Source organism: Thioalkalivibrio sp. AKL12, from assembly GCF_000377925.1.
GTDB lineage: Bacteria > Pseudomonadota > Gammaproteobacteria > Ectothiorhodospirales > Ectothiorhodospiraceae > Thioalkalivibrio > Thioalkalivibrio versutus.
The window spans coordinates 1-26995 of sequence record NZ_KB898911.1; the positions used below are offsets into that span (position 1 = coordinate 1).

The following is a 26995-nucleotide window of genomic DNA, read 5'->3' on the forward strand; positions in this document are numbered from 1 at the left end:
GAACGAGGCCAATGGTCTGTTCGATGCCGGGTTCACGGTGAGTGACGCGGCGGCGGACGTTGAGATCTACGTCGACGGGACGCTGCTGGACTCGACTCAGGTCGAGGACAAGTTCGACATCTCCGAGGCTGACGGAGAGGCGACCTACACCGCCAAGGCCGATGCGTTCGATGGCAGCGAGGCGGTGGTGGTCTCGGCCAGCCTGGACAGCGGGCTTGAGCAGAACACCAGCACGGTGGCGGCGACGCTGGAGGCGATTGATACCAGCGCACCGGCAGGTCCGACCCTACAAGTGGTACACAGTGACGCCACGGCACAGAACCTGGCGGACGGTGCGGTGACGGTGTCTGCCGAGGCGGGCAGCACGGTGGTGGTGACGTTCGACGACGGCACCGACACGGTGGATCTCACGCTGACGGGTACGGGTGCGCCGCAGCTGGTTGCGGTGCCGGGCCATGCCGAGCTGGCTGATGGTGCGATCACGGTCAGCGCGGTGGCGACCGACGCGGCCGGTAATGAGAGTGGTACGACGACCGAGTCGAACCTCTTTACTCTGGACACCGAGGCGCCGGAGGGCCTGTCGATTGCCGAGATCGGTGACGGTGGCGTGGTTAATGCGGCCGCCAACAGTGATCTGGTGATCAGCGGTCAGGCGGAAGCGGGTGCGACGGTGCGTCTGACCACCACCTCGGGTGTGGTGATCGCCGAGTTTGAGGCGGACTCTAACGGTGACTGGACATACACGGTTGCTGATGCGGCGGATGTTTTTGACCAGGGCGGCGAGACCATTACCGCTGTTCAGCTGGACGACGCGGGCAACGTCAGTGGTGCGGTGTCGCGGACCTTTGAGGTCGACACGATGACGCCGACTCCCCCGACTCTTGAAGTGGTGCATAGTGACGCCACGGCACAGAACGCTTTTGATGGCGCGGTGAAAGTTAGTGCTGAAGTGGGCAAGACCGTCGAGGTTAGTTTCCTTACTTCTGTCAGCGAGACTGTAACGCTGACTGGTCAGGGCGAAGACAGCCCGGTGCCGGTGGTGCTAACGCCGGAGCAGGTTGAGGCGCTGGGTGATGGCGAGATCACGGTGAACGCGACGGCAATGGATGCTGCGGGCAACGCGACCGCATCCATTGGTACCGTGAATTTCACCCTGGACACTGAGGTTCCGGAAGGCCTGTCGATTGCCGAGATCGGTGACGGTGACGTGGTTAATGCGGCCGCCAACAGTGATCTGGTGATCAGCGGTCAGGCGGAAGCGGGTGCGACGGTGCGCCTGACCACCACCTCGGGTGAGGTGATTACCGAACTGACGTCGAACGCGGAGACTGGTGACTGGTCGGTCACGTTCGATGCGGATGATGCGTCCGATCTGTTCGGCCAGGGCGGCGAGACCATTACCGCCGTTCAGCTGGACGAAGCGGGCAACGTCAGTGGTGCGGTGTCGCGGACGTTTGAGGTCGATACGATTGCGCCGGATGCGCCGGTGATCACCCTCACAGCCCCGCAGATCGAGAGTGAACCACAGTCCGTCAATGGCCAGGACGCCTTGCTGCAGGTGAAGGCCGAGGCAGGTGCGATCATCGAGATCGTGTTTGACCCGGCGAACGGCGAGGGTCGCGAGTCCGCCGTCACGAAGAGCCTGGTTGCCACCGGGCTTGAGCAGTCCGTATCGCTCAGCGCCAGCGAGCTCGCCGCGCTCGGCGACGGCACCGTGAATGTAACCGCCACAGCAACTGACAGTGCGGGTAACGAAAGCAGCCAGGCATCTGAGGTAGATGCCTTTGTGCTCGACACCGAGGCACCGGCGGCGCCGACCATCAACGTGATCGCCGGAGATGACCTCATCGACGTCACCGAGGCGGATAGTGATGTCACCATCTCTGGCACCGCGCCCGGGGCAGCTGAGGTGACCCTGGTCTTTACCAGCGGTTATGAACTGCTTGGCGGCAACACCCTTCAGGTGGACTCGAACGGCGACTGGACTGTTGATATCCCCGCTGCTGCTCTGCCAGGTGACTTCGGTCAGGGCTCGGAAACCGTAACGGCAATCGCCACCGATGCGGCTGGAAACACCAGTCACGTCTCGGCGCGGTCCTTCGTGATCGACACCGTATCGCCCACTGCGCCGGAGATCACCACCGAAGAAATCCGCTCCAACACCGCCAGCCAGACCATCGAGGGCACGGCGGACGCCGGTTCCACGGTCACCTTGCTTTTGGGTACAACGGTACTCGCCACTACGGTAGCGGACGCTGAGGGTGATTGGGCTGCCAGCGTCAATCTGGACGGGCGAGGGTCCCTCTTTGCCGTTGCGGTAGGCGCTGCAGGTAACGTGTCCGGGGATCCTGTTGACTTTACCGTCAACGCCACGTGGAACGACCAAAATGAGTTTGACCAGGATAATGCGGACAACGCGTTCTCACTCAATGACGTGTTCGATGGGAATAGCCTGGTTCAGTCTTTCGCCGACCGCATCGCCGGCTATGACCCGTCCACCGTGCCACTGGAGATCACCGACCCGCTGACGGTGGAGCAGGCGGTGGCGCTGTCGCAGAAGGGCTTTGACACCTTCGATCTCACCTACTCGGTCGAGGACAGCTATGCGGTGGTCAAGGTCGCCCTGGGCGATCCGGATCAGCGTGCGGCGCTGGCCGCGGCCGAACAGGTGGTGGCCAAGGGCACGCCGGACCCGGATACCGACATGAATTTCATCGGCTTCGGTTCGGATATCAACCTGCGCATCGAGGCGGGTGACAGCGACGACGTCATCCGCGCCGGCACCGGTGGCGACGAGATCGTCGGCGGACTCGGTGCCGATGTGATCAAGCTGCCCGGTGAGGAAACGGCCCGCGCACAGGATTCCGTCATCTACGAGACCCGCTTCGACGGTCAAACCTTCCCGATCAGCACCGTTACCTTCTCCACCGAAGATGAGGAATACCGTGAGGGGTCCGTACTTACGGTGACGATCAACGGCAAGGTGTATCAAACGGCCGAGCTCGAAGCCGGTCAGGATCCGGCGGACGCGGTTCAGCGTCTGGCGGATGCAATCCTCGATAGCCGCAATCTCGCTGACCCCGACGATGTGGTGGTGGGCAAGTTCTATGATCTTTCAGGGGAAAGTTTTACAGAGGTCAGTGCCTTGCGTTTGTCGGGTCAACCGGAGGATGGCTCGTTCACTGTTCCTTCGGGTTTTGCATTCCTGCCGCAACATCGAATCGTGGAACTGGGGCTTGAGGATGGAGATACCCCCAGCATGGCCCAACTCTTGTCATTCGGAAAGCTTGGGGGCTCCACCTACTCCATCGGCGACCGGGAAATCTTCAGTGTCGAGATCCTGGACAACCTGAATGGGTCGGAATCTACGGCGTTCGCTGATGCTTCCGATAATGGAGCGTTCATCGTCGCCGATCGCGATGAGCTGTTTCTCAGCTTCCCCAACCTGAGTGCTGAGGACGTCGAGGCTGCGTTGCACACCCTGATCGACGATCAGGACGTGCGCGACGCCCGCGTCATCGACGACCCAGCTAATGAAACCCTGCAGCTTCAGATTACCGGCAACTTCGAGCGTGGCCTCGAGGTGCTGGACGGGTCCGGCGATGGCGAAAGCCGCATCCAGCTCATCGAAAACGATGGCCAGAAAACGATCTGGGAGGTGGAGTTCCCTGACAGCGAGGGCTGGCCCACGCGCACCAACGAGGGCAATAACACGCCGTTCGATCGGACGGTCGCGATCGAGATCGATGTTGTTGACGATGACGCCTACACGGTGGAGTCCGATGTGGTGTTCTTCGACGGCTTCGTTCTGAAGAACGAAACGGATCTCGACTCCGCGATCGCCAACGATAAGGTCGATAGCAGCCTTGCCTTAAGTGGTGACTTCGACGCCAACGAGGTTGTAGTCGACGTTAACCAGATCAACGCCGGCAATACGTTGAGTATCCACGGCTTGACCCTTGGGTCCGGCGCAACGGCTGATGTCGTGCGGTTTGTCGATCTCGGAGAGGCCGCCGATATTTCGGAGTTCGCAGACGCGATCGAGTCGGTCGAGATTGCCGAGAACCTGACCAATTACAACGAGGTATTCCAGGACAAGGACTTCATCTCGTTCCGGCTCAATCTTGTAGGCGGAGGCAGTGTAGAGCTGATCGACCTCATCGCGCAGGACGCCATTCCATCCGGAGCCGTCGCGGACCTGATCGGCGGAGCGGCGGGTTTGGGTGCTTATGGCGCCCAGGTAGTTGACAGCGCGCAGATCGAAGAGCTTCTGGGTGCGCTTGGGGCGAATATAGATTTTGGCCCCGACCGAACCAATGAACAGCTGACGCTCGTGGAAGAGCCTCAGGGCGATGGCCGCGTTGTCCTCGGCCCCATCTTCCGGCCGGCGGGTGATGGTGAAACCTTCGTGCCGGGGGATGTTCAGGATCTCGAACTCGACGTGGCGGATGTTGCTGCGTCCATCGAGGCCCTCAAGGCCGCGATCAACGACAAGCAGGATCTTAGCGACGCGGTCGAGGCCACCATCGATGGCGACGGCAAGCTTGTATTGACCGCCTCTGAGGGTGGGGAGGAGTCCTTCTCGGTCCAGACGGTGGAGATCGAACAAAACGGTGTGCAGCAGCGGACCGACGTCACCTTCAGCACCGATCCGGATGACTATTTCGATGGCGGCCAGCTTCGCGTGGAAATTGCCGGCCAAACGGTTGAAGTCGCTATGGTCGCCGGTGATCCGGCACAGTCCCTCAGTGATCTGGCTGATGCGGTGCAGGGTGAGGCTAGCTTAAAATCCACTATAGAATCAGCGACGGTCGTCGGCGACGGTACACTCCGCATCACTGCCGCCACCGAGGAACCTGACCCGCTGGATGCGACGGGCGAGCTGGACTTCCAGGGCGAATTCCAGACGGCGACCATCACGCTGGAAGACGCTACCCAATACGATTTCTTCACCGACGGCACTGACGTCAGCAGCGACGGCCGCGGCGCACAGGTCTACTTCGACGGTGGCGAGGTCTTCCTCACCGTCAGTGATTCCCAGGGCGAAGGCACCGCCGTCGTCAGCGCGGACATGGTCGCGGGTGAACCCGGCGATACCGCCCAGGCGCTGGTGGATGCGATCGACCTCGGGATCAACGGCGTAGAGGCACAAGAGCTGCCGGCTGTGGTAACGATTGAGGGCGATTTCAACGATGGCGACCCGCTAGGTGAACTGGGTCAGACATTGTCGTTCTTTTATACTACGTCCGGGGATGGGGGCGTTAGCGATTCCAACGCTGGTCTTTTCTCTGGCGATACCCAGGCAGCTTCGGGTGTCGGCGTCTATGTCGATGGTTCCAGTTCCCCGCCTCCCATCTCTTTGGGTAATTATTATAATCCTGCAACCGTCGGCGATTTTGTCTTGTTCATTGATGTCCTGGACGGAATCTCGGCGGAGATCGATGGTAACGGCGACATCGTCATTAGCAGTACCAGGGTTGGTGAAAACGCCAGTCTCTCCGTAACTATAAGTGGCACACTTGCTGAGGCGGAGGGAATTGCAATAGAGGAATCCGATGCGCAAGGCTCTTCCACCGAGGCCGTTCCAAAGGACGACGACCTCGCCGCCCTGCTGCAATCTGTGGAACTGGATGAAGGCGATATCGTCCTCACCGCGGCCGAGGCGGGTAAGGAGACCTTCCGTATCGATGACGCGGTCCTCGACTATGAGGGGGTCAAGCAACTCGCCGAGGTGACGTTCAGCACCACGGATGGGGACTACTTTGGCGACCAGGGCAAGCTCAGCGTCACCATCCAGCCGGATGGCGAAGATGCGCTGGCGCCGATCGAGGTCGACATGGTCAATAACAACGCCCAGCAGACGCTGGACGACCTTGTGGCGGCCATTCAGGCGGAAATCAGTGACGGTAGCCTGGCGGGGCTGGTTGGAGAGGTTTCCGAGGATGGAGGCACGATCACACTGACTTCGGCCGAGGCGGTACGCGAAGCGTTTACCGTGTCGTCTGCCACGATCAGCGAGCCTGGTGAGACCGAGAAGACCACGGTGAGCTTCAGTGGCACCGACGGTGACTACTTTGAGAAAGCCATCGATGAGGCGGAGTCGGACGGCAAAGTGTCCGTGACCGTTCTGGGCCAGACCTTCACCGTGGATATGGTGGACGATGACGCGCACGCCACGATCCAGGCGCTCTTTGATGCATTGGATGAAGGGGAAGACGGCCAGAATAATCCGCTGACGAACGATGTCGCGGTCAGTCGGGATGGCACGACGTTGACCTTCGAGGGCCAAAGCTTTGGCACGGATCTGAACATCAGTGCCGGGGCCTCGGTGGATGCCGTGAAGCAGGTCACCACGATTGAGTTCGAGGATGAGTTCAGTGACGGTGACTTCTTCTCGGATTCCGGTCGACCGCTCTCGATCACTGTGGCCGGCGAGACCTTTGAGGTGGATGGCGATACACGCCTTGAAATCCTCGAGGATCTTGAAAGCCAGCTCGAGACGGCCATCAGCGACGACTCAAACAACGGTGGCGACGGGATCTCCGCGGTGCTTGAGGCCGGCGGGATCGAGTTGGACGACTCCAACTCGGCCCCGACGCCGACGCTGACGCTGACGGCCAAATTTGGCGGTGCCAATCCGTTCACGGTTTCGAACCTGACGCGGGAGAGCATTGACGACGACAACAGTGAGGAGCAGCAGATGGAGTTGCGCTTCACGGGCAGCTTCATGGACAGCCTTAACGGCGCCGGCGAAGCCCTGGTGATCAATATGGGGCGCGCCGAAGCCGTCTCGGTGACCTTTGAGAACACGTCCGACCGGGCGGATGTGGCGCAGGCCATCAAGGACGCACTCGAAGCGGATGAGTTCATCGATAGCGTTACGGTCGATGGTGACAATCGCGACTTCCTGGTGACGGCCGCAGTGGCTGGTGACGGAATCCTGGGTAAGGACGTGTCCGGTGCTGAAGACGAGGTCACGGTTACATTCGACGGCGGTTCATTGTCCACCGAATTCAGCGTGGAAGAGACCGAACCCGCCGGCGTTTTGGTGACCGACGGCACGGAGACCGTCGCATCTTCCAGCACCACCGACGGCACGGATTTCGTCGCGTCGGAAAGCCTGGGTGACGATGTAAGCGTGGACCGTGAAGCCGAAAACGTGTCGCAGGAGGACGCCACCATTGCCAATCCCGGCGCGGGCAATGAGACCCTGTTCGGCGATCCCGCGATCTCGGCCACACCGGTGGTGGACGAGACGGATGACGCCCCGGACGGCGATCACCGTGTCTTTGCCTCGGGCACCGAGGACATCGTGCTTGCCCCTGTATTCGTGAGTGATGGGGCTGGTGGATTCGAGCGAGGCGAACGCAGCGATCTGGATAATGGCGGTTTTGCGCTGAAGAACTTGTCCGACTTGGAGTCGGGGGTCGCCAACAACACGATTTCCGGCGAGCTCGGAGCGAATGTGACGATGCCGGAGGACGGTGACGGGCTGTTGCTCACGCAGTTTGAGCTTGATGAGACGAACTCTGAAATCCTCAATTTTGGGGCCAATTTTCCACTTCTTAGCCGTGGTCGTTTTGATGATATTTTGACCGGAGCCGAGAGTTTTGAGGCGGGTGATAATGTGTATAACTACGTCACACAGGTATTCACCCCAACCGAATCTGGAACGTACACCTTCGGACAAACCGACGCGCCGGTTGATACCCTGCTTCTGATTTACAGCGAGGAGTTTGACCCGGACAACCCAGGCGATAACTTGCTCTTCTACAACGATGATTACGAAACCCAGTGGAACGGTACCGAGTGGGACGGCACGTTGCCGGAGGCGATAGAGGATGCCCTCGTTGGGGCTATGGTTAATGGTGCTTTAAGAAAGGATCGGCTGCCTGCGATACAGGAGGAGCTCGAGGCCGGCGAAGATTACCATGTGGTTATCAGCACGTTTCAACCCACGTCTGACGCTGAACTCGACTTCCCCCTGAGTTTCTTTGCATTCGGTCCGGGTGAAGTCGGGCTGTTTGAAGAGTTCGGGTCGGATGAAGTGGTCGTGACGACCGAGGATTTGGAGTCGGATCCGCTGCGGATCTTCGGGTTCACGCTCGGGGACGAGCCCGGTCGCGGGGATGTCCTGCGCTTCTCGGATCTCGAGGACGTCGATGCGCTCAAGGGCGCGGTCGCGAGCATTCAGGTGGCCGAGAATGCGACCGACTTCCACGAGATCTTCCAGGACAAGGATTTCCTGTCGATTCGCTTGAACCTGGACGGTGGCAAGAGCATCGAGCTTTATGACCTGATCGCCAGCGATCTGGCTGGTTCGGGGCTCGCCAACGAGGCCGGGGTGGCGGGCGCGTTCGGTAACGTCCTTGACCAGGGTCTGGATACCCTGATCGACGAGCTGGCGCCCAACCTCGCGTTCGGTGACCCACAACCTGATGGAGTGCGTCAGACCTTCACCAATCCGGAGGATGGCTATGACGCCATCGAGGCTTCGCCGGAGCTGGATAGCGAGGGTGAGTCCGAGGGCGACGAAACCCTCTTCGGCTCCGAGTCGGGTGAATACACGGAGGAAGGACTACGGACCGAGTTCCTGCAAGGTGGTGTGTTTGATGAGGCCGATACGGCAGCCGGTCTGCGGCTCTACACCGTAGATCGCGATGGTAATGATCTGACGGGACTCGTTGGATCCGAGACGGCTGCCGAGGGTGCCGAGGCCGAGGCGGATGCAGTGGATGCCGGTGACGTGGAGCGTACCGTCGACGGCCTGGACCCGTTCGAGTGGGGCGATGGCGAGGGCGAGTCCGAGGTCAACGTACTGACCCTCGGCAACGACGGCCCGGACATCATCCACAACTTCCACGTGGACGACGACCGGATCGCGCTTGAGGGTCCGCTCAAGGCCAGCACGGAAGTCGGGGATGTCGAGGCAGTCAGCAACATCCCCGGGACGCCCTTTGATCTCAGTCAGGACGAGTTCGGCATCATTTCCAGTGCCCCCTCCGGGATTGACCTGGGCAGCGCGGAAGAGATTGCGAATCTGCTTTCCAATGGCGGAAGTTTCTTCCTGCAAGCTGACGATAACGGACAGCTGAACACCTCGATCTTCGCCATCACCGGTTCGGATGATGACAGCCTGACGGCGATCTGGGCGCATCAGCAGTCTTCTGCGGGTGACGACTCCGTGGAGGCGGCTGAGCTCTACAAGCTGGCCCTTGTCAACACCATCGGCGATGGGACGTTCTCGGCCGACAACTTCGGTGCCGACGAGAAAGATCCGCATATGCCCGGCTAGTAAGCCGTCAATCGAGCCGCCCGGGCGAAGCCGTATTCGCCCGGGCGGTCATCCTGTGACCCCACGAGCCATCGTCAAGCCTGGTCCAGTCCTGGGTGGCCTGCGGCATGACAGTGCCAGGCTCGATGGCGCCCTGGTGTTCCGGTTCCTCTTTCTTCAGGGAGTGTTGCTTGCCCAGACTGCTGTTTGTGAGTGAGGCCTGCCTGTTTGACCAGTCCAGCGGTGCGGCGCTGAGTGCGCGGGCCATGCTGGAAGCCCTGGGCGAGGCCGGCTGGGAGGTGCGGGCGGCGACGCTCGGTTGCTGTGACGGCGATCGGGAGTATCCGCTGGCGGAAGCGGATCCCGCGCTCGACCCGGATCGCAATGCCGGACAGGTCGTCGGCGTGCAGGTTGGCGCTGTGCCGTACGAGGTGTTGGTCACCCAATCCACCCAGCAGCGGCTGCTGCGGCCCTGGGAGGTGCAGGATTACCTGCGTATGGCACGGGCACGGCTGCAGGCGTTTGCGCCCGATGTGGTGCTGACCTATTCCTCGCCCATGCTCCAGCCGCTGCTGGCCCAGGCCCAGCGGCAGGGGGCGCGTACGGTCTTCTTCGTCGCCAATCCGGCCCTGCTGCGCCGGCCGGAGGTGCGCCTGGCGGCGGTCGATGAAGTAATCGTGCCCACCGGCTTTGTCGGCGACGTGTGCCGGGAAACCCTGGGCCGGGAGGCGCATGTCATTGGCGATATCGTGCCCCAGGTGTTCGATGGCAGGATCAATCGCGAACCGGCGCGTATCCGTACGCGGCGGCAGCGCTATGTGACTCTGATCAACCCGGCGCCCCACAAGGGCGGGCTGTTTTTCATCAATATCGCCGCCCAGCTGGCGGTGCTGGATCCGGAAATCAAGTGCAGGGTGGTAGAAAGCCGCACTGCGCGAAGTCACTGGGAGGCGCTCGGCGTTGCCGCCGCCGATCTGGACCGCATCGACTGGCATCCGCATACCCGCGATATGGCGCCGGTCTACGAGGAGGCGGCACTGTTGCTGGTGCCGTCGCTGGGGGAAGAGGCCGCCGGGCGGGTGATGGCCGAGGCCCTGCTCGCCGGGGTGCCGGTGCTGGCCATGCGCAACGGCGGCATCCCGGAGGTGCTGGGTGAGGGCGGCATCCTGTTCGACCTGCCGGCGGCGCTGGCGGCCAATCACCTGGCGCCCCCCGACAAGACGGACCTGCTGCGCTGGTCCCAGTTCATCCAGGTGCTGATGGAAAAGGATGACCTCTACGCGCGGGCCGTGGGGCTGGCGTTGAGGGAAGGCCGGCGCCATGCGCCGGAACGGCGTCGTGAGGAGGTGGTGGCGCTGTTCGAGCGCCTGCGCAGCCAGCCGCTGCAGGCCTCAGCGGGGCATGACCCGGCTGCGGCGGATGCCCTGGCCGCATACCGTGAACGCATGGAGCGTGAACGCGTCGCCATCAATGCCCGGGTGGAAAGCGGCGAGCACCCGGACAGCGGGCGTCCCGAGGACACGCCGTATCTTCCGCTGCTGCAGCGCAGCCTGGCCCAGCCGGTCATCAAGGAGGCTCTGGCCGCGGCGAATGCCCGGCAATGGCCGGAGGCGCGGAGACTGCTCGAGGCCTATCTGCGTGTGGTGCCCCACGACCTGGCGGCGCTGGGCGTGATGGCCGATGTGGCGGATGCCCAGCAGAACGAGCACGAGGCGCGCGAGTTGCTGGAGCGCCTGGTGGAACTGGCACCGGGATTCTTGCAGGGCCAGCAGCGATTGATGGCGCATCTGCGCCGGGTGGGTGACTGGGACGCGGCGCTTGCTCACAGTGAGGCCCTGCTGGCCCGAGCGCCTGAAAACCCCCGTTACCAGGCGCTGCATGCCGGTTTGCTGACCGCGGCCAACCGCTTTGATCAGGCCATTGACCTCTACGCTCGCTGTTTCCGGGACTATGCGGGCAGTGTCCATGACTGGACCCAGTATGCCCAGGCGCTGAAGACCGTCGGCCAGCAACAGGAGGCCATCGCCGCGTATCGCAAGGCCATCGAACGGGCGCCCCATAGCGGCAATGCCTGGCACGGCCTGTCCAGCATGAAGCTGGCGGTGTTTACGCCGGACGACGTCGCCTACCTGGAGCACCTGCTGGCGGATGCACAGCTTGCCGAGGACGACCGTGCGCCGTTGCATTTTACACTGGGCAAGGCGCTGGAGGATGCCCGCGACTACGCGGCCTCGTTCCACCACTATGAGCAGGCCAATGCCATCCGCCGACAGCGCGATGCCTTCGATGTCAGCCAGGTGCAGGATTATGTGGCGCAGGTGAAGGAGGTGTTCACCGCCGAGTTTCTGGCCGAGCGCGCCGGGGTGGGCCATGCGGCGGCCGACCCGGTGTTCGTGCTGGGCATGCACCGCGCCGGCTCCACGCTGGTAGAACAGATCCTGGCCAGTCACAGCCAGGTGGAGGGCACCCGCGAGCTACCCTACATGCCGCAGCTGGCCCGCCATTTCGGCGGCATGGGCCTGACGGGTATGGCGCAGGCGCTGAATGCCGAGTTGCTGGGGCGGCTGCAACCTCGGGAGTGGGGCCGGCTGGGCCAGCAGTATCTGGATCTCAGCCGGGGCGAGTGTGTGACCGGGCGGCCTCACTTCATCGACAAGATGCCCTTCAACTGGCTGCACACCGGGCTGATTCACCTGCTGCTGCCGAATGCGCGGATCATTGACGTTCGCCGTCAGCCCATGGCGGCGGGCTTTGCCCTGTTCAAGATGCATTTCGGCCCCGGGGTGCAATATGCCTCCGATCAGGTGGATATCGCGCTCTACTACCGTGCCTATACCGAGCTGATGGCGCATTTCGAGGCGCTGCTGCCCGGGCGGGTGCATCGCATTTCCTACGAGACGCTGGTGGCGGAACCCGAGGCAGAGATCCGGCGGCTGCTGGACCACTGTGGCCTGGCCTTCGAGGATCCGTGCCTGCGTTACTGGGAAACCGAGCGTGCCATCCAGACGCCCAGCTCCGAGCAGGTGCGCCAGCCCATCTTCAGTAGTGCGGTGGATCAGTGGACCCACTATGCCGAGTGGCTGGGCCCCATGCGGGATGCCTTTGATGTCTTGCTGAGCCCGGAGGAAGCACGGCTCGCGGCACCCGGGTCCACAACGGTGGGGGGTACGGCCTGATGCCGCGTGGCGGCCGCAAGCGCGGCCCGGCCCGTAAGACAGTGCGCGCCCGGTCGCTGGTGGCGACCCGGGCGGACGCCGCGCCTGCCGCTGCCGTGCCTCGGGAGGTGCTGGCGCAGGCCCTGGCCCGTCGGCCGCGGGTGGATTTCCAGGATCCGCTGATGCGTCATGCGGCGCTGCAGGCCAAGGGCATCGGCCTGTGTGCTTTTCTGGTCACGCTGGCGGCGTTTCAGCGCGGTCTGCAGGTCACCTTCCATTACCAGCGCGCGACCCAGGAGCGCCGCTTTGCCCGGGCGACGATGCAGGGCCACCGGGGCGAGGTGTTCAGCCTCAGCAACGGCGAGCGAACGCATACCTTCTCGCGAACCCTGGGGGATCGGACCGATCCTGCCGCCAACGCCATCGCCGAGGACAAGCATCTGACCAGGGCGGCACTCAAGCGGGCTGGAGTGCGTACGCCGGATGGGCTGGTAGTGGAGAAAGGCCAGACGACGCTGATCGCGCGGTTCCTCGAGCGCCATCCTGACGGGCGTTTCGTGGTGAAACCCCTGGCGGGCTCCATGGCGCGGGACGTGACCGCGGACCTTCCCGCGGAGGCGGTGCTGCCCGCCGTCGAGGCGTTGGCCGACGGGCGGCTGCTGGTAGAGGAGTATGTGGCGGGTGACGAGTACCGCGCCACCGTGGTGGACGGCCGCTGCGTGGCGGTGAGCCTGCGGCGCCAGCCCGCGGTGACCGGGGATGGTCGCTCCACGCTGCAGCAGCTGATCGCGACGTTCGGTCAGCGGCGCGTCGATCACCCCTTTCTGGATCCGCTGGACCAGACGGACCTGATCTCGGCCTTTCTGGCGCGACGCGGGCAGACCTTCGGCGATGTGCCCGCGGCCGGCGAGCGGGTGCAGCTCGCCAACACTTCCTATGGCGTCGATCACGAGGATCTCACCGCATCAGCGCCGCAGGCGCTCATGGCCTGCGTCGAGTCCGCGGCGAAGGCCATCGGCCTGTTCAACTGCGGCATTGATGTGATTGCCGACGCGGCGGGTGAACCCTGCGTACTGGAGCTGAACCAGCGCTCCTACATCGGCATGCACAGCTTTCCCACCGAGGGGCCCGGGCAGGGTAATGCGGTGGCCGAAGCCCTGGTGGACGCCTACTTCCCGGAGACGATCCATGACCGGGTGCATCCCGCCCTGGCCTATGATTTCGCGCCCATTCGCGCGGCGCTGGAATCCGCCCAATTCGGCGAGTTGCGCCTCCCAGTGATCGGGTCGGACTGGCGGGTGGGGCGGATGGCGCTCAAAGGTGTGGCGGCCGCACCCGCCGCCCGGCTCTTCACTGCCGCCGCGCAGGTGGCCGGCGTGCACCTGATGCAGGCACCCTTGCCGGACCAGGGAGTGGCTCTTTGTCTGGCCTATACGCCGGCCACGCTGGAAGTCATGCGCAACCGCCTGCCGGCGGGTTTCCACAAGCAGCTGGACGCCCTGCTGGCGGCGGATCATGCTGATGCAGCGGTGGCTTCATGAACGCCCCGACGGTGAGCTTCGTTCTGCCGGTCTACAACCGTGCCCAGCAGGCGCCCCGCGCTATTGAGAGTCTGCTGGCGCAGTCCTTCCACGACTTTGAATTGATTATTGTCGATGACGGCTCGGACCCGGAAACGGCGGACGTCCTGCGGGCGTTCCCGCCGCGGGATGCCCGCATCCGGCTCCTGACCCTGCCCAGTAATGGCGGGCAGGGGCTGGCGCGGGCCCTGGGCAATGATGCGGCCCGGGGGGAGTTCATTGCGGTGATGGACTCCGACGATGTGGCGCTGCCTGACCGCCTGGAAAAGCAAGTGGCGTTCATGGCGGCGCACCCCGGCGTGACCCTGGCGGGTGGCAATGCCATCAAGGTGAGCGGGGGGCAACGCCTGCCCATGCAACTGCCGGCCGATGATGCGGAGATCAAGGCGCGCCTGCTGCTGGTGGATGGGGCCTTCGTGCATCCCACGGTGATCATGCGCCGGGCGTTTCTGCGCGCGCACAACCTGAACTACAGCGCCGAGCGCCGCGGTGACGACGACTACGAGTTCTACACCCGCATGGTCGCGGCCGGGGCGGTGTTCGCCAACTGCCCGGATACGGTGCTGGAATACCATCGCCATGGCGAGAATCTGAGTGCCAACTGGCACCGGCTGGAGCAGGACAAGTTTCCCCTGCGGCGTTATCTGCTGGGTCTGTACTATCCCGATCTGACGGGCCGGGAGGTGAATGCCATTGCGCGGCTGATGCAGCGCGGTGCGTCGATTGCCAGGAGGCCGGCCTTCGAGGGGCTGCTGGCAGCGGAAAAGGCCCAGCGCATGCTCGAGAGCGTCTACGGCGAAGACCACCGCACGCTCAATGCCATTCTGGAGCGCTATCTGACCGTGCTGCGCAAGGGGCTTGGCGTCAGGGAAGGGGAGCCGTGAGCGCGACCCGAGGCTACCTGGTCACGGGTGGCGCGGGGTTTGTGGGGGCCTCGCTGTGCCACCGCTTGCTGCGCGACGGGCACCGGGTGTTGTGTGTGGATAACCTGAGCACCGGCAGTGCGCTGCAAATGGCGCCGTACCGGTCTCATCCACGGTTCACGTTGGTGCAGCACGACGTCACCGAGCCGCTGCCGCCGCGGGCCGTACCGTCGGAGATTGAGGGCATCTTCCATCTCGCCTGTCCCGCCTCGCCGCGCTGGTACCAGGCGCAGCCCATCGAGACCACGCGCACGGCGGTGCTGGGCACGCTGAACATGCTTGACCTCGCGCACCGCCGGGGGATCCCCATGCTGCAGGCATCCACCTCGGAGGTCTACGGCAGCCCGCTGCGGCATCCGCAGCGCGAGGAGGATTGGGGCCAGGTGAACCCCATCGGACCGCGTGCCTGCTATGACGAAGGCAAGCGCTGCGCGGAGTCGCTGTGCGCCGATTACCGCCGTGATTTTGGTGTTGATGTGCGGATTGCGCGTATCTTCAACACCTACGGGCCCGGCATGCGAGCGGATGACGGCCGCGTGGTCAGCAACTTCATCCTGCAGGCACTACGGGGCGAACCGATAACGGTAGACGGGGATGGGCAGCAGACCCGCAGCCTGTGTTTTGTTGACGATCTGGTCGAGGGCCTCGTGCGGCTGCTCGACGTTTCGGGTGAGGTGACACTGCCGGTCAATCTGGGCAATCCGGAAGAGTGCAGCGTTCATCAGCTCGCGATGCTGGTTCTGGACATTACTGGTAGCGCTGTACCTATACGCCTTCGGCCGCGGCCAGAGGATGACCCGCAGCGGCGTTGTCCGGATATCTCCCGAGCCCGTGAGCTCCTGGGCTGGCAACCGCAGGTGGACCTGCATACGGGCCTGGCATGGACTGTGGATGCGTTCAGGGAAGCCGGAGTACGTCGGGCATGAGGGCTGGGCTGGGCAAGCGGCTGGGTGGGCAGGATGCCGCGCCGGCCTCTACTGGCCGTTTGGTAATCGACCTGTATGTGCCGACCCACTCCTGGGGCCTGATCCACGATGCCGAGGTCTTGAGCCAGACGCTGGGGGCCGTGCGGGAAGGGGGTGCGATACAGGTGCGGCGTGTTCGGGTGCCGCCGGCGGTGTTTGAAGGGCGCGAACCCATGGCCTTTCCCGTAGGCCTGGGCCGGCCGGGGCAGGTGGCGATCTTCATCGAGCGGGTCTTCGATGCGGACTGGCTGGACGGCTACGGGCATCGGGCGCTGCTGGTGAATCCGGAGTGGCTGGAGCCGCCCAGCGCTGCCGCGGCGGCGAAGTGGGTCGATACCTTTCTGCACAAGAGCCGGGCAGCGGTCTCGAGGCTTGCTGAGGCCTTCCCGGATCAGCGTCATGTCTATCTTGGCTTTACCTCGATCGATCCCGGGGTGCGTGTCACCGACTATGCCGCCTTCAGCCACTTCCGGGGCCGCGCCCGCAACCGCATGACCGGCGAGATCCTCGCCCTGTGGCGCGCCAATCCCGAGCTGCCCACACTGTGGCTACATGCGCGCGGCCAGGATGTTCCCGCCTCCAGCGAAGGCTGGCAGCGCCAGGGCAATCTGCGTTGGTTCTCCGGCTGGCTGGCACAGGAGGACTATTTCCCGGCGCTGGCCCGGGGTGGCATCCACCTGTGCACGTCCCAGATCGAGGGCTTCGGCCATTACATCAACGAGGCGCGGGCCATGGCGGCCCTGGTAATCACCCTGGATTCGCCGCCCATGAACGAGCTGATCACGCCCGACACCGGCATCCTGGTGCCCACGAGGCCCGGTGGCCGGTTGCACTACGGCGACTGGGTCCGGGCATCCCCCGAGGCCCTGGGCCGGGCCGTGAACCAGGCCTTGCAGCTCTCGCCCGCGGAGCGCGCGGCCATGGGGCGCCGCGCGCGACAGGCCTACGAGGCGGGGCGCCGGGCGTTTCAGCGACGGCTGGCAGCCTGGGTGGAAGAACTGGGGCGGCAGGTCGGCGGTGGCCCCTCGGAACCGTTTGCGGCCGTGACGTCCGACGGGGCCAAGGGCGCCGTGGGCGACGGTGGCAATTCCATCGTGACGCGTTAGGAGTAAGGATGACTGTGCTCAGTATTCAGGACCATGGCGATCAGGGCTGGCGCCAGCCGAGAGGCTTCGGCTTCGCCCGCCAACATGCCTTGCAGCCGTTGGCGGTCGACGAAGTGGGCCGGGTCTCCGATGGCATGCCGGTGGCGTTTCGCCAGCTGGATGGCCGCTGGCAGGCGGTGGCGGTGATGGCCCCGGTGGACGGGCTGAACCTGTATGTGGCCCGCGACGCCCGCTGGCGCGCGCCGTTCGTGCCTGCGGCGCTGCGGGTGTATCCGTTCGCACTGGAGGATGCGTCGCGGGCGCTGGCGTTGTGGCCGGATTTTCAGCCGGAGCCCGCCGGCGCCGTGGAGGTGAAGCCGTTTTTCGTATCGGGCCAACTCTCGCCGGAATTGCATCGGGTGCGGGCCTTCCTGCGCACCCTGGCCGAGGGCGTGAACGCCGCTGATGCCCCGTTGCGGTTTCTGGATCAACGCGGAGTACTCAGGCCCTGGTCGCCGCAACCGGAGTCCGGGAAGGATATCGGCGGTGACCTCCTGTCCGGACTGTTCCAGGTCGATACGTACGCTCTGGACGGGCTGTCGGACGCCGACTGGATATCGCTGCGTCGGGCGAACGCGCTGCCCTGGTTGCATGCACATCTGGACAGCCTGTATCACCTGCGACGCTTCCGCACACTGGCGGCGTCGCTGGCAAGCCCGTCCGGCGAGGATTCGACCGCGCCGGAGGCAGTTGCCGTCGATGATCTGCTGGCGGCGATGGCAAACGAGATTGACGCATACCAAGGCGATCAGGAGCCATGACGGGGGAGCGGGTGGCTTTCGGACGCGATCGGTCATTCCGCGTCCTGAATAGGAATGAGCGTCCGCCGGGCGCAAGGGCCGTGCGGGCCCGGGTCGCGGGCCGCCCCCTGCTCCGTCATCCCGGAAACCGCGCAGCGGTGATCCGGGATCTCCACGGTATGGGGTACTCGTACGTTGGGGCTGGTCCGGCGTGTGGAGATCCCGGCTCTCCGCTGCGCTACGGCCGGGATGACGACGTAGATGTGCGCTCCGACGGGGATGACAGGGCGGGTAGTAGGGGCCCGACATGGTGATAATTCCGGGAAGGCCTGGATCAAAGTGGCCCCCGAGCACTTGCGCGTCTCCGAATGGGCCCCGCGCCGGGCTGTCGCTCGTTGCGCATCAGGTTTTGCATCGGAATCATTTCACCAGCGAATCACGGTGACTCATGGTGCGTGTGTGCGTCGGGATGAGAGCCCGATCACGCTGAAAGCGGAGCGGGTGTAGAACGGGCAACGAGGGACCGTCCATGAGGCAGCACGGGGGCGGGGGTGTGTTGGGCCGGGGATGATGCGCTGAGACGGGTTGGCGGCGCAGCCCCGCCCGGGACTGAGCGGTCGGCGTGCGCGCGGCAGGGGCCGACCCGGTCTGTGTCAGAGGATCGGCCGGTCCTCGTTTTCGCCTTGTTCGTAGACGACATTGGCGCGACCGACCAGTAGGGGGTCGATGGGGCCGATTTCTTTCTGCCCCTTGTCCTCGTAGGGCAGCTTGTGCAGCACGTAGCGCATGGCATTGAGCCGGGCGCGCTTCTTGCAGTCCGACTTCACCACCGTCCAGGGGGCATCGGCCGTGTCGGTATAGAAGAACATGGCCTCCTTGGCACGGGTGTAGTCTTCCCACTTGTCGAGGGAGGCGAGGTCGATGGGGCTCAGTTTCCACTGTTTCAGGGGGTGGGCCTCGCGTTCCTTGAAGCGACGTTTTTGTTCCTGCCGGCTGACCGAGAACCAGAATTTGATGACGTGGATGCCGCTGCGCACGAGGTTGCGCTCGAACTCGGGGGCCTGGCGCATGAACTCGCTGTAGTCGTCGTCCCCGCAGAAGCCCATCACCCGCTCGACACCGGCGCGGTTGTACCAGGAACGGTCGAACAGAACGATCTCGCCGGCGGTGGGCAGGTGCTGGATGTAGCGCTGGAAGTACCACTGGCCCTGCTCGGTGGCCGAGGGCTTCTCGAGCGCCACGACCCGGGCGCCGCGCGGGTTTAGATGCTCCATAAAGCGCTTGATGGTCCCGCCCTTGCCGGCGGCATCGCGGCCCTCGAAGACGATGACCACACGCTGTCCCGTTGCGCGGACCCATTTCTGAAGTTTCAGCAGTTCCACCTGCAGGCGGTATTTCTGCTTTTCGTAGTTCTTGCGGCTCATTCGATTCCGGTAGGGATAGGCACCGCTGCGCCAGTCGTCCGCGAGTTCGTCGTCCGCCTTGACCCCGGTGCGGACGGTGGCGGCAATCTCGTCCTGGAAGAGCGTTCGCCGAAGCATGGCGATGTCGTCCGGCGAGGCGCCCTGCAGGATCGCGCCCAAGTGGTCGGCCAGGGCGTTGATGTCGCGCCCCCCATCGCGGTGGATGATGTCTTCCAGTCCCTCGCGCTTCGCGTTCCGCGCACCCTGGGTGGATTCGCGGATGACGTAACGCTCGATGCCCTGTGGTGAGGGAACGGGCGGGGCATCGCGCGAGCGGTGCGGTTCTCGCCGGGTGCTCCGGGGCTCGCCCTCATTGTCGGGGTGGTGGTGGGTCGGCCGGGACTGGTCGGAGGTCATGCGCGTCTCTCGTGTTATGTGGCAATTGATGGCGCTCGGGGCAGCTCGAAAAGTGTGATGCGACGCATCGTGATCTGTAACGAAACCCTGATGACTGTATCCATTCGTGCTGGAATCGATTTCGTGTCCGAACAAGGACACCGCAACCCCAGTTTTGCCGCCAGCTTTGTCAGCAACAGGCGGCGATCCGCTTGGTTCGGGGGCGGGTCGGGTACCCGCGCCAATATTCAGGTACCGTCTGTTCACTTGTATATAGGTTGGCGCATTCCGGGCGCATGTGTATTGAGCTATCTCATTAAATCAAGGAAACACGGATCAAGGTATACGCTCGCGGTTGCACCCCAGGTTGTCCGAGACCAGGCGGGGTGCGGCGCAGGTATTGGTTTTACTTACCCGTTTTTGATGGAGTCGGGGCGCAACGCAGGAATGGGGACCCTGGGGTGCCAACCCCGCAAACGATTGACAGCAGGCGCTCGGCCGCTCGTTGTTATCAGAAACGGGCGAGCGCACGGCGTTGCGGTTCCCTTGTGCAGTATGACTGCGGGCCAGTCACTGCGCATTCAGTGCACGCAAACAAAGCGACGAAGAAGCGCGTGTACCTTGATCCGTGTTTCCCTGAGGGGATGCGTTCGGGGAGGGTTCGATTCGGATTGAAGAGGGAACCCCGGGAACGCGAAAACGAACCATTGTGAAATGAACTGTTTCCGATTCGGTTTCACTTTTGCTGGACCGCGAGCCGCGTGAGTGTGATTTTGAGATGTCTTGCTCCGAGGAGGTTTCGCAAATGTTCAAACGAGGTTTCTGGTCGAATGGTGATCGTGCCGTGGGCGCTGATCAGGACGATGATTTTCTGGCAATGGGTCAGGCGAATGGTGGGAGGATGCCCGCGCTTACCGTGGATGGCGGGTTGGATGTCCAACGAGATCTGCCGAGCAATTGCACGGTGGTTGGTGAGGGTACCGTGATCCGCGGCATCCAGGAGGTTTCGGGCGAACTGTTTGTGTATGGCTCGGTTGAAGGGAACGTCCGCTGCGATTCGCTGGTGACCATCCAGGCGTCCGGTCGGGCGGAGGGCGAAGTCGTGGCAGCCGAAATTCGTATTGATGGGCGCTGCGACGGTACGGTGGAGTGCGGGCGCTTCACGGTCGGATCGTCGGGCGTTTTTACAGGTACAGTCATCGCGGACACGCTCGTGATCGAGAACGGGGGCACGTTCGAGGGCGACAGCAAGCGCCGCACGCCAGATAACGTGACGCAGTTGAAGCAAAGCGCCGAGCGTCAGCGCAGCAAGAGCTGAGGAGTCCGTGGGGAGGCACCGTTCATTCCGGATTGCGGTTCGGTCTTTCCGGAGACGCACGGACGGAAAGACGCCGTGCAGGTCGCGGGGCATGCCGGATCGCTGGCATCGCCTCGTTTGCCTGCGTTATCAGTGTGGAGATACTCCTCGCGCCGTTCCGTTGTCGGCGCTCGTTCCTCGATGCCGGCCGCACGGGTCGGACTCGGTTGCAACGCCAATCTGCCGGAGACGGGGTGAGGTGCGCTTTGAACATGGGTGTCTCCGCATCGGTGGGTCCCAGGGTCCAATGCCTGATGTTGGGCGGCCCGTTTCGCGGGGGTACCTGATTGCGTTTCCTGGTTGGATCCCGGGGGGTGCGGGGTGCGCGATCGCTCGGCTTCGTGTGCGGACGACCCGCACCGGGTCCGTGCCATGATGACGGCGCGGGTTGAACTCCAGCTTCTGGGCGAGCTTGCGGTTCGAGTCCACGGCGTCGATCTGGCGCAAGAAATCGGACCGGTCAAGACGCGGCTGCTACTTGGCTGGATCTGTACAGCCCCGCGCGAGGGTTTGCCACGCGCCGATCTGGCTGTCTCTCTGTGGCCGCGCGCCGGTCGGAATCACGCACTGGCTTCGCTGGGGCAATCGCTCGCGCTACTGAAACGATTGCTTACCCATGGAGTTCATAGCTACCTCGAGGTCGAATCCGACCATGTTCGGCTCCGCCGCGACCGTCACATTCGGGTGGATGTCGATCGGTTCGCGCGTCTTGTTTGTTCCAGGGACCCGGACGCGGAATCCCTGTGCGAGGCGGTATCGCTATACCTGGGCCCGTTTCTGAGCGACCTGCCAGTGCCCCGCGAGCCTGAATTGCGCGATGCGCTAGCGCGCACGCGCGATCGCTACCGGGAGCAGGCGCTTCAAATGGCCTTGCGCGCGAGCCGGGTGCTGGAGTCAGAGGGGGCGCTGGCGCGGGCGCTCGAGCTGGCGCAGCGCGCAATCGAGATTGATCCCGATGCCGAGTCGGCGTGGCGGCGCCTGGTAAAAGTGCGTCTCGCCCGATCGGAGGAGGCATTGGCCTTGCTGGATGCCTCGAAATACTCGGAGCGTATGCAGGCGCAACCGGGTGGTTCGGCTAGTGCGGCCGTCCATCGTCTGCTGAGCCTTTGTTCCATCGCGGATCCCGCAGAGGTATCGGATCGGAACCAGGGTGATGGAATTTCCGCCAACGGATCGCCCGCGACCGATCGGGAAGCCTCCGTGGGGGGCGGCAGTTGGTCCAGTCGATGGCCGGTCACCGTGGTACATGTTGACCTCAGTGATACGGCATCGCAGTCCTCCGACGAGGGGTCACGGCGAGAGATGATCGGGGTGCTCGGTGACCGGTACCGCGCCTATCCGGTGATCGGTGAACGGGCGTGCTCGGCGGCCCTGCTGTTCGGGTATCCGAGGGCCAGCGCCGAGGCGCTGGGAGAGGCCTTGCACGCAGCCCGTGAGTTGGACGACTGGCTGCCGCACTCCGGTATCGGTGTGGAACACGGGCAAGTGACGCTTCAGTCGGTCGCGGCAACCGAGGTGGGGGGGCTGGCGGCCGTGGTCGCGCGTGGGCTGGCGCGGGAGGCGCGTCCGGGTGAGGTGTTGGTGGGGCCGCGTGTCGCGGGGGATCAGTTTCGCGCCTTTGAGATGACGCTGGTGGAGGTCGAGCCCGCGGTCGGGGTGTCTTCGGTTCCGGGTGCGCGCCTCACGCGGCTTGGCCCGCCCCGGCGGGGGTTGGTGGCTCATGCGGCGATATACCCTCTGGTGGGTCGGGAACGCGAGTTCCGCCAACTGCGGGGCTATGCGCGAGGCGTCGAGCCCCTCGGGGGGGCGATGCTGGTAGAGGGGCCTCGCGGTGCTGGCAAGACACGCTTGTTGACGGAGCTCTGGAATCAGATAGACGGGCGGACCGGCGACTGGTTCGAGCTTCGCGGTGAGTCGGGTGCCGGCAATTTGCCTTTCCACCCCTTTGTGACGGCGATACGGCAGCAGGCGGCGATCGGCGAGGAAGCCGACTGGTCGGAGGTGCTTGGGCGACTGCGGATCTGGCTGCGACGGCAGATGGGCGCCAAGGTCTACGTGCCGAACGCGGATCTGGCGTCGCTGGCTGATCTGTTCGAACCGACCGGGGTGCCCAGCGACAATCTGCCCCGGAACCTGTCGCCCAGGGAACGCCTCGAGCATGCCGCGAAAACCTTGCTGGACCTATTCCTCTATCGCGGCGGGGTTGTCGTCGTGGAGGATGTCGAGCGAGTGGACGCGCAGACGATGCAATGGTTGGCACGGCTGGCCTCCCGGCTGCGAGGGCAGCCACCGCGCCTGATCCTGACGACCGCGCGCAAGGAAGACATCGATCCGAAACTGCTGGCGTCCTGTCATCTACTCCAGTTGCCCGAGCTCACCCTCGGCCAAATGGAGGACATCCTGCCCTGGATCGCCGAGGAGTGGGGCGACCCGGGACGCAATGTCCGACGTTGCCTGGATCTGGCCGGCGGGAGCCCGTTGATTCTTGAACAGCTGGCCTTGGCGAATCCGCCCGGGGAGCTGTCGACGCGCTTGACCATTCCGCCGGGGGTACATGACTTGCTGGCCGAACACGTCGATGCCGCGGGGGATGCGTTTGCGTTGGCCGTTGTGTTAGCGCAGATCGAGGGGTTCGCGACCCTGGACCAACTGCGCGAGCTGGCGGATCGCGACGAAATGGACGCCGAGGGCGTCCAAGCGCACCTCGCGCGACTGATGGAGATGGGGATTGTGCGCGAGACCGTACGCCTGGGTGTCACGCGCTATGCGTTCACGCGTGAACTGTACCGGGTGGTTTTGCTGGAGGCACACGCTCAGCATCCGCGGCAGGCTGCTGCCCGAGTGGCTGGCTAACCGGGTTCGAGCGGCCGGGCCGCCCCATGGTCCGGGTACCCGTGTAGACAACGCCAAGACACGGGTCTGTCCGTTTGGGCGGTTGTGTGGCCGCGCTCCGAATGATTCGGAAACGGGCGGGCAGGACCTCGAGCCGCTGCACGTCGCGTCTGGCCTCGGGAAACACGGGGTACGAAGGCGTGTATGGAGGCATGTATGGATCTGGATCTGTTTCCCGATTAGCGACGAGCGTCATTCCGGCCGTAGCGCAGCGAAGAGCCGGGATCTCCACACGCGGGTCCAGCCCCAACGCACGGGTACCTCATACCGTGGAGATCCCGGAGAACCGTTGCGCGGTTTCCGGGATGACGGAGCAGGGGGCGGGCGGCTGGCGACCCGGGCCCGCACGGCCTTGAGCCCGGCTGACGCTCGCTGCTGATCAGGATCCGTTTTTTCTATGAGCACGGCGGGGTAGTGTTCGAGTGTGGCTGATGATGACTGCGAATCGGGTCCGTGTTTCCCTAGCGCTTTTGCTACCGCTGGCAATGCTGAGTGGCTGCCTGGCAACGACGGACCACCAGCCCGGGGAATCGGCCTCCGCGGAGCGATCCGATTCGCTGGTCTTGGCGGAAGAAGATTGGCGAGCCCTGGACATCATGATCCTCGCCCGAACCACCCGCGACATCGATTACAGCAGGCAGAGGCCCGCCCCGTTTCGTCGGGATATCGAGGGCAACCTGGTGAGGAACACTCCCCGGGACGGAGAGGAATGGCTCGAGTACTGTGATCTGTATCTGCATGATCTAACGGATCTTCCTGCGCATGTTTCGCGTTCCGGTGGCGCCGATCCATACGTACTTCATGAAGTATTCGACCAATGGGGTCGTACGCATCCCCCACTGGCCGTTCGTTCGGTCTATCGGGCCAATGGGGTCAACCATCTTGATAGCGCCGTCTTTGAGGCCCTGGACGACTTTTTGAATCCGAAAGATCGGGAGGTCCGGCTGCGACATGATTGCAGTGGCACCCAATCCGAATTGATGGTGGCTCCGCGCTATCTGTATGAACGGATTCTGGAACTCCCCGCGTACAAGAGATCGGCGCGATACGAAATTCTGGCCTCCTGGCCTTTCTCGAGGCTGCGCGATGCCTCGATGGCCATCGACGAGCGCCGCGCGGATCGCGTCGCTCGGGCTGAGGCCCGCTCGGCGCGTTACACCCTGCTGGCTGCGGAAAATGCCCGCGAGACCGTAGGTTCGCTGTTCTTCTCCTGGAACCAGCGGCACAAGAGCTTCGCCGCGGATGATCGGCGTCGGACCGGCGATGGCTTCTATCGCCAGAACGTGTGCGCGCTGTCCACGAGCGGGCATGATGCAATGGCGGTCCGGGGCTATCGCAGCCTGGGCGAGGATATGCTCAGCGAAGCCCTGGCGAGCGAATTTTCTGAGTGGGAGCGGTATTCGCCTGCGCATCTGCTGCTTGAGCCAGAAGACATCATGGGGTTCGAGAAGGTGTATGACTCGCTGGATGACCTGTACAAGGACGCGGATGCGCAACTCGCGGCACTCCGCGAGTGGGGCTGGCGGAGCGAGGGGTCCTGCAACATCTTCGTGGGCTTTCCAGCCGATATCGTGAAACTCCAGACGGCCCTGGAACAGCGTGGTCACTACCGTGGGATCCCCCGGCCAGAAGTCCAGTTGGGGCAGCTGGTCGAAGTGGAGGAACTGTGGGGGCGGTATGCGACCCGGTCAGGCTACGAATCCTATGCGGAGCTCGAGTTCGTCCTGGACTGGCCCGAGGACATCTCGCATGGGCAGCTGGCGATTCTGCGGGATCGCGGGTACAACCGTGAACCCGCCTACTCGCAGCTGCGGGAAGAAATCCTGCAATCGGGCTATTTGACGGAGTCGGACCTGTCGGTGGCGGGCGCGGTGCAGTACGTCAAGGATCGCGACGAAGCTCGGGACCAGGGGGTCACGGTGTTACAGGCGCGAGAACAGCGGCGCCTGGAAGCGCAACGCCGAGCGGAGCAGGAGGCCCGCCGAAGGCAGGCGGCGCAGACGCGACTGCAACGCGAGTATCCGTTCTATGCCGTTTTGTCATGTGGGTTGCAGGGGGCGCACACGGCGATTGCGGCATGTTTCAACGGAGGGCGGATGGCGGCCTCGACCACGCTGGAGCTCGAGAATGGTGACGATTACCGGATGTATGCCGTTCATGAATTGAACCGGGCGGGAAGAGAAGGCCGTGCCGGGCTGAATATCCCCTTGCGCGAGACGTTTCGTATTCAGGCGCAAAACAGCAGCCCCAGCCTGCTGCTCACGCTTACGGTATACGAGCGCGCCACCGGCGACACGGTCTTCCGGCGTTCCGCGCAGCAGTATGGCGTGCTTTCCGTGCGCAACGAATGACAAGGCTTTGCCAGACGCAATGTTGAATCCCGAACTGCCCCGGTGTGGCGCGGCACGGCATTGACGGTCTGTGATGATCCAACACCGCGGCCCGGGCATATCGGCTGTCATGTTTGCGAGGAGAGAGGGGGCGGGAAGAGGATGCAGCAGGGACCTTGTAAAGGTCGTGGGTTTGACCGGCTTACGCGGTCCAACGCGCCAGAATTTCTTTGAGTTTCTGGCGGTTGTAGGGTTTCGGCAGGATGTCGTCCATCCCGGCCGCCAGGCACTCGTCGCGATCATCGTTCATCACGGCCGCCGTGAGTGCGACGATCACCGGACGCGGTCGGTGTGGCTGATCTTGGAGCGTTCCGCGGATCTCGCGCGTTGCCTGGAAGCCGTCTTTTACCGGCATGCGACAGTCCATCAGGATCAGGTCGTAGTCCTGTAGTGCGATCCGCTCGCAGGCCTGCTGGCCGTCCGTGGCCACGGATACGTGGTATCCAAGCTGACGCAGTGTATCTTCGGCTGCTTCGCGTACGTCGGCATCGTCGTCGACCAGAAGAATGCGGGTGTCATCGGGTTCTACCCCGTTTCGGCGGACGGTTTGGAAAGGGCTGAAAACTTCAGATCCTGAATGGCGATGCGGCGCCGCATCCTTGGATTGTGGAACCGCTCAATGTAGCCAAACAGATCGGCCCGTGCTTCGTCTCGTGTCCGGTAGCGCCGATGGTGTACGCGTTCGCGCTTTAGGACGCCGAAGAAGCCCTCGCAAGCCGCATTGTCACCGCAGTGGCCAACGCTGCTCATGCTGCACAGCAGCGTATTCCGCCTC

General features: G+C 63.8%; 13 protein-coding genes. 10 read left to right on the forward strand and 3 right to left on the reverse strand.

Features of this window, described 5'->3' with window-relative positions; all coding sequences use genetic code 11:
- Positions 1–37: 37 nt before the first annotated feature.
- The 7 genes from D579_RS14340 to D579_RS14400 all read left to right on the forward strand — a co-directional run bounded on the left by D579_RS14340 (position 38) and on the right by D579_RS14400 (position 17803).
- Positions 38–9295, forward strand: a complete 9258-nt coding sequence (locus D579_RS14340; RefSeq protein ID WP_231376868.1) for an Ig-like domain-containing protein — start codon at positions 38–40, stop codon at positions 9293–9295.
- A gap of 170 nt (positions 9296–9465) precedes the next feature.
- Positions 9466–12450, forward strand: a complete 2985-nt coding sequence (locus D579_RS14390; RefSeq protein ID WP_018952328.1) for a sulfotransferase — start codon at positions 9466–9468, stop codon at positions 12448–12450.
- Positions 12450–13970 (forward strand): hypothetical protein, encoded by a 1521-nt coding sequence (locus D579_RS0113470; protein ID WP_018952329.1) that lies wholly within the window; start codon positions 12450–12452, stop codon positions 13968–13970. The genes D579_RS14390 and D579_RS0113470 overlap by 1 nt, the downstream gene beginning before the upstream one ends.
- Entirely contained in the window at positions 13967–14893 is a 927-nt protein-coding gene (locus D579_RS14395) for a glycosyltransferase family A protein (RefSeq protein ID WP_018952330.1), read from the forward strand. Before D579_RS0113470 ends, D579_RS14395 begins: the two co-directional genes overlap by 4 nt.
- On the forward strand, positions 14890–15858 hold the full coding sequence (locus tag D579_RS0113480; RefSeq protein WP_018952331.1) for a UDP-glucuronic acid decarboxylase family protein: 969 nt from the start codon (positions 14890–14892) through the stop codon (positions 15856–15858). The genes D579_RS14395 and D579_RS0113480 overlap by 4 nt, the downstream gene beginning before the upstream one ends.
- Positions 15855–17003 (forward strand): glycosyltransferase, encoded by a 1149-nt coding sequence (locus tag D579_RS0113485; RefSeq protein ID WP_038050529.1) that lies wholly within the window; start codon positions 15855–15857, stop codon positions 17001–17003. Before D579_RS0113480 ends, D579_RS0113485 begins: the two co-directional genes overlap by 4 nt.
- Before the next feature lie 8 nt (positions 17004–17011).
- On the forward strand, positions 17012–17803 hold the full coding sequence (locus tag D579_RS14400) for a SapC family protein (protein ID WP_018952333.1): 792 nt from the start codon (positions 17012–17014) through the stop codon (positions 17801–17803).
- 632 nt (positions 17804–18435) lie between these two features.
- Here D579_RS14400 and ppk2 read toward each other — a convergent pair.
- On the reverse strand, positions 18436–19602 hold the full coding sequence (gene ppk2, locus D579_RS0113495; RefSeq protein ID WP_018952334.1) for a polyphosphate kinase 2: 1167 nt from the start codon (positions 19600–19602) through the stop codon (positions 18436–18438).
- 784 nt (positions 19603–20386) lie between these two features.
- On the opposite strand from ppk2, the gene D579_RS0113500 reads away from it, so the two are divergent.
- From D579_RS0113500 to D579_RS0113515, 3 genes are all read left to right on the forward strand, one after another.
- The gene (locus D579_RS0113500; protein WP_231376869.1) at positions 20387–20899 is read left to right on the forward strand and encodes a polymer-forming cytoskeletal protein; all 513 of its coding nucleotides are present in this window, start codon (positions 20387–20389) and stop codon (positions 20897–20899) included.
- A gap of 411 nt (positions 20900–21310) precedes the next feature.
- A complete protein-coding gene (locus D579_RS0113505; protein WP_018952336.1) occupies positions 21311–23791 on the forward strand; it encodes an AAA family ATPase in 2481 nt (826 codons plus the stop codon).
- 602 nt (positions 23792–24393) lie between these two features.
- The gene (locus D579_RS0113515) at positions 24394–26181 is read left to right on the forward strand and encodes a hypothetical protein (protein ID WP_231376870.1); all 1788 of its coding nucleotides are present in this window, start codon (positions 24394–24396) and stop codon (positions 26179–26181) included.
- Between the two features lie 181 nt (positions 26182–26362).
- Here D579_RS0113515 and D579_RS0113520 read toward each other — a convergent pair whose 3' ends face one another.
- Positions 26363–26728, reverse strand: coding sequence for a response regulator (locus D579_RS0113520; protein WP_369791814.1), 366 nt, complete (start codon positions 26726–26728; stop codon positions 26363–26365).
- Between the two features lie 17 nt (positions 26729–26745).
- Positions 26746–26995 (reverse strand): IS3 family transposase (locus D579_RS14990; RefSeq protein WP_155985616.1); only part of this gene is annotated, 250 nt, incomplete at its 5' end.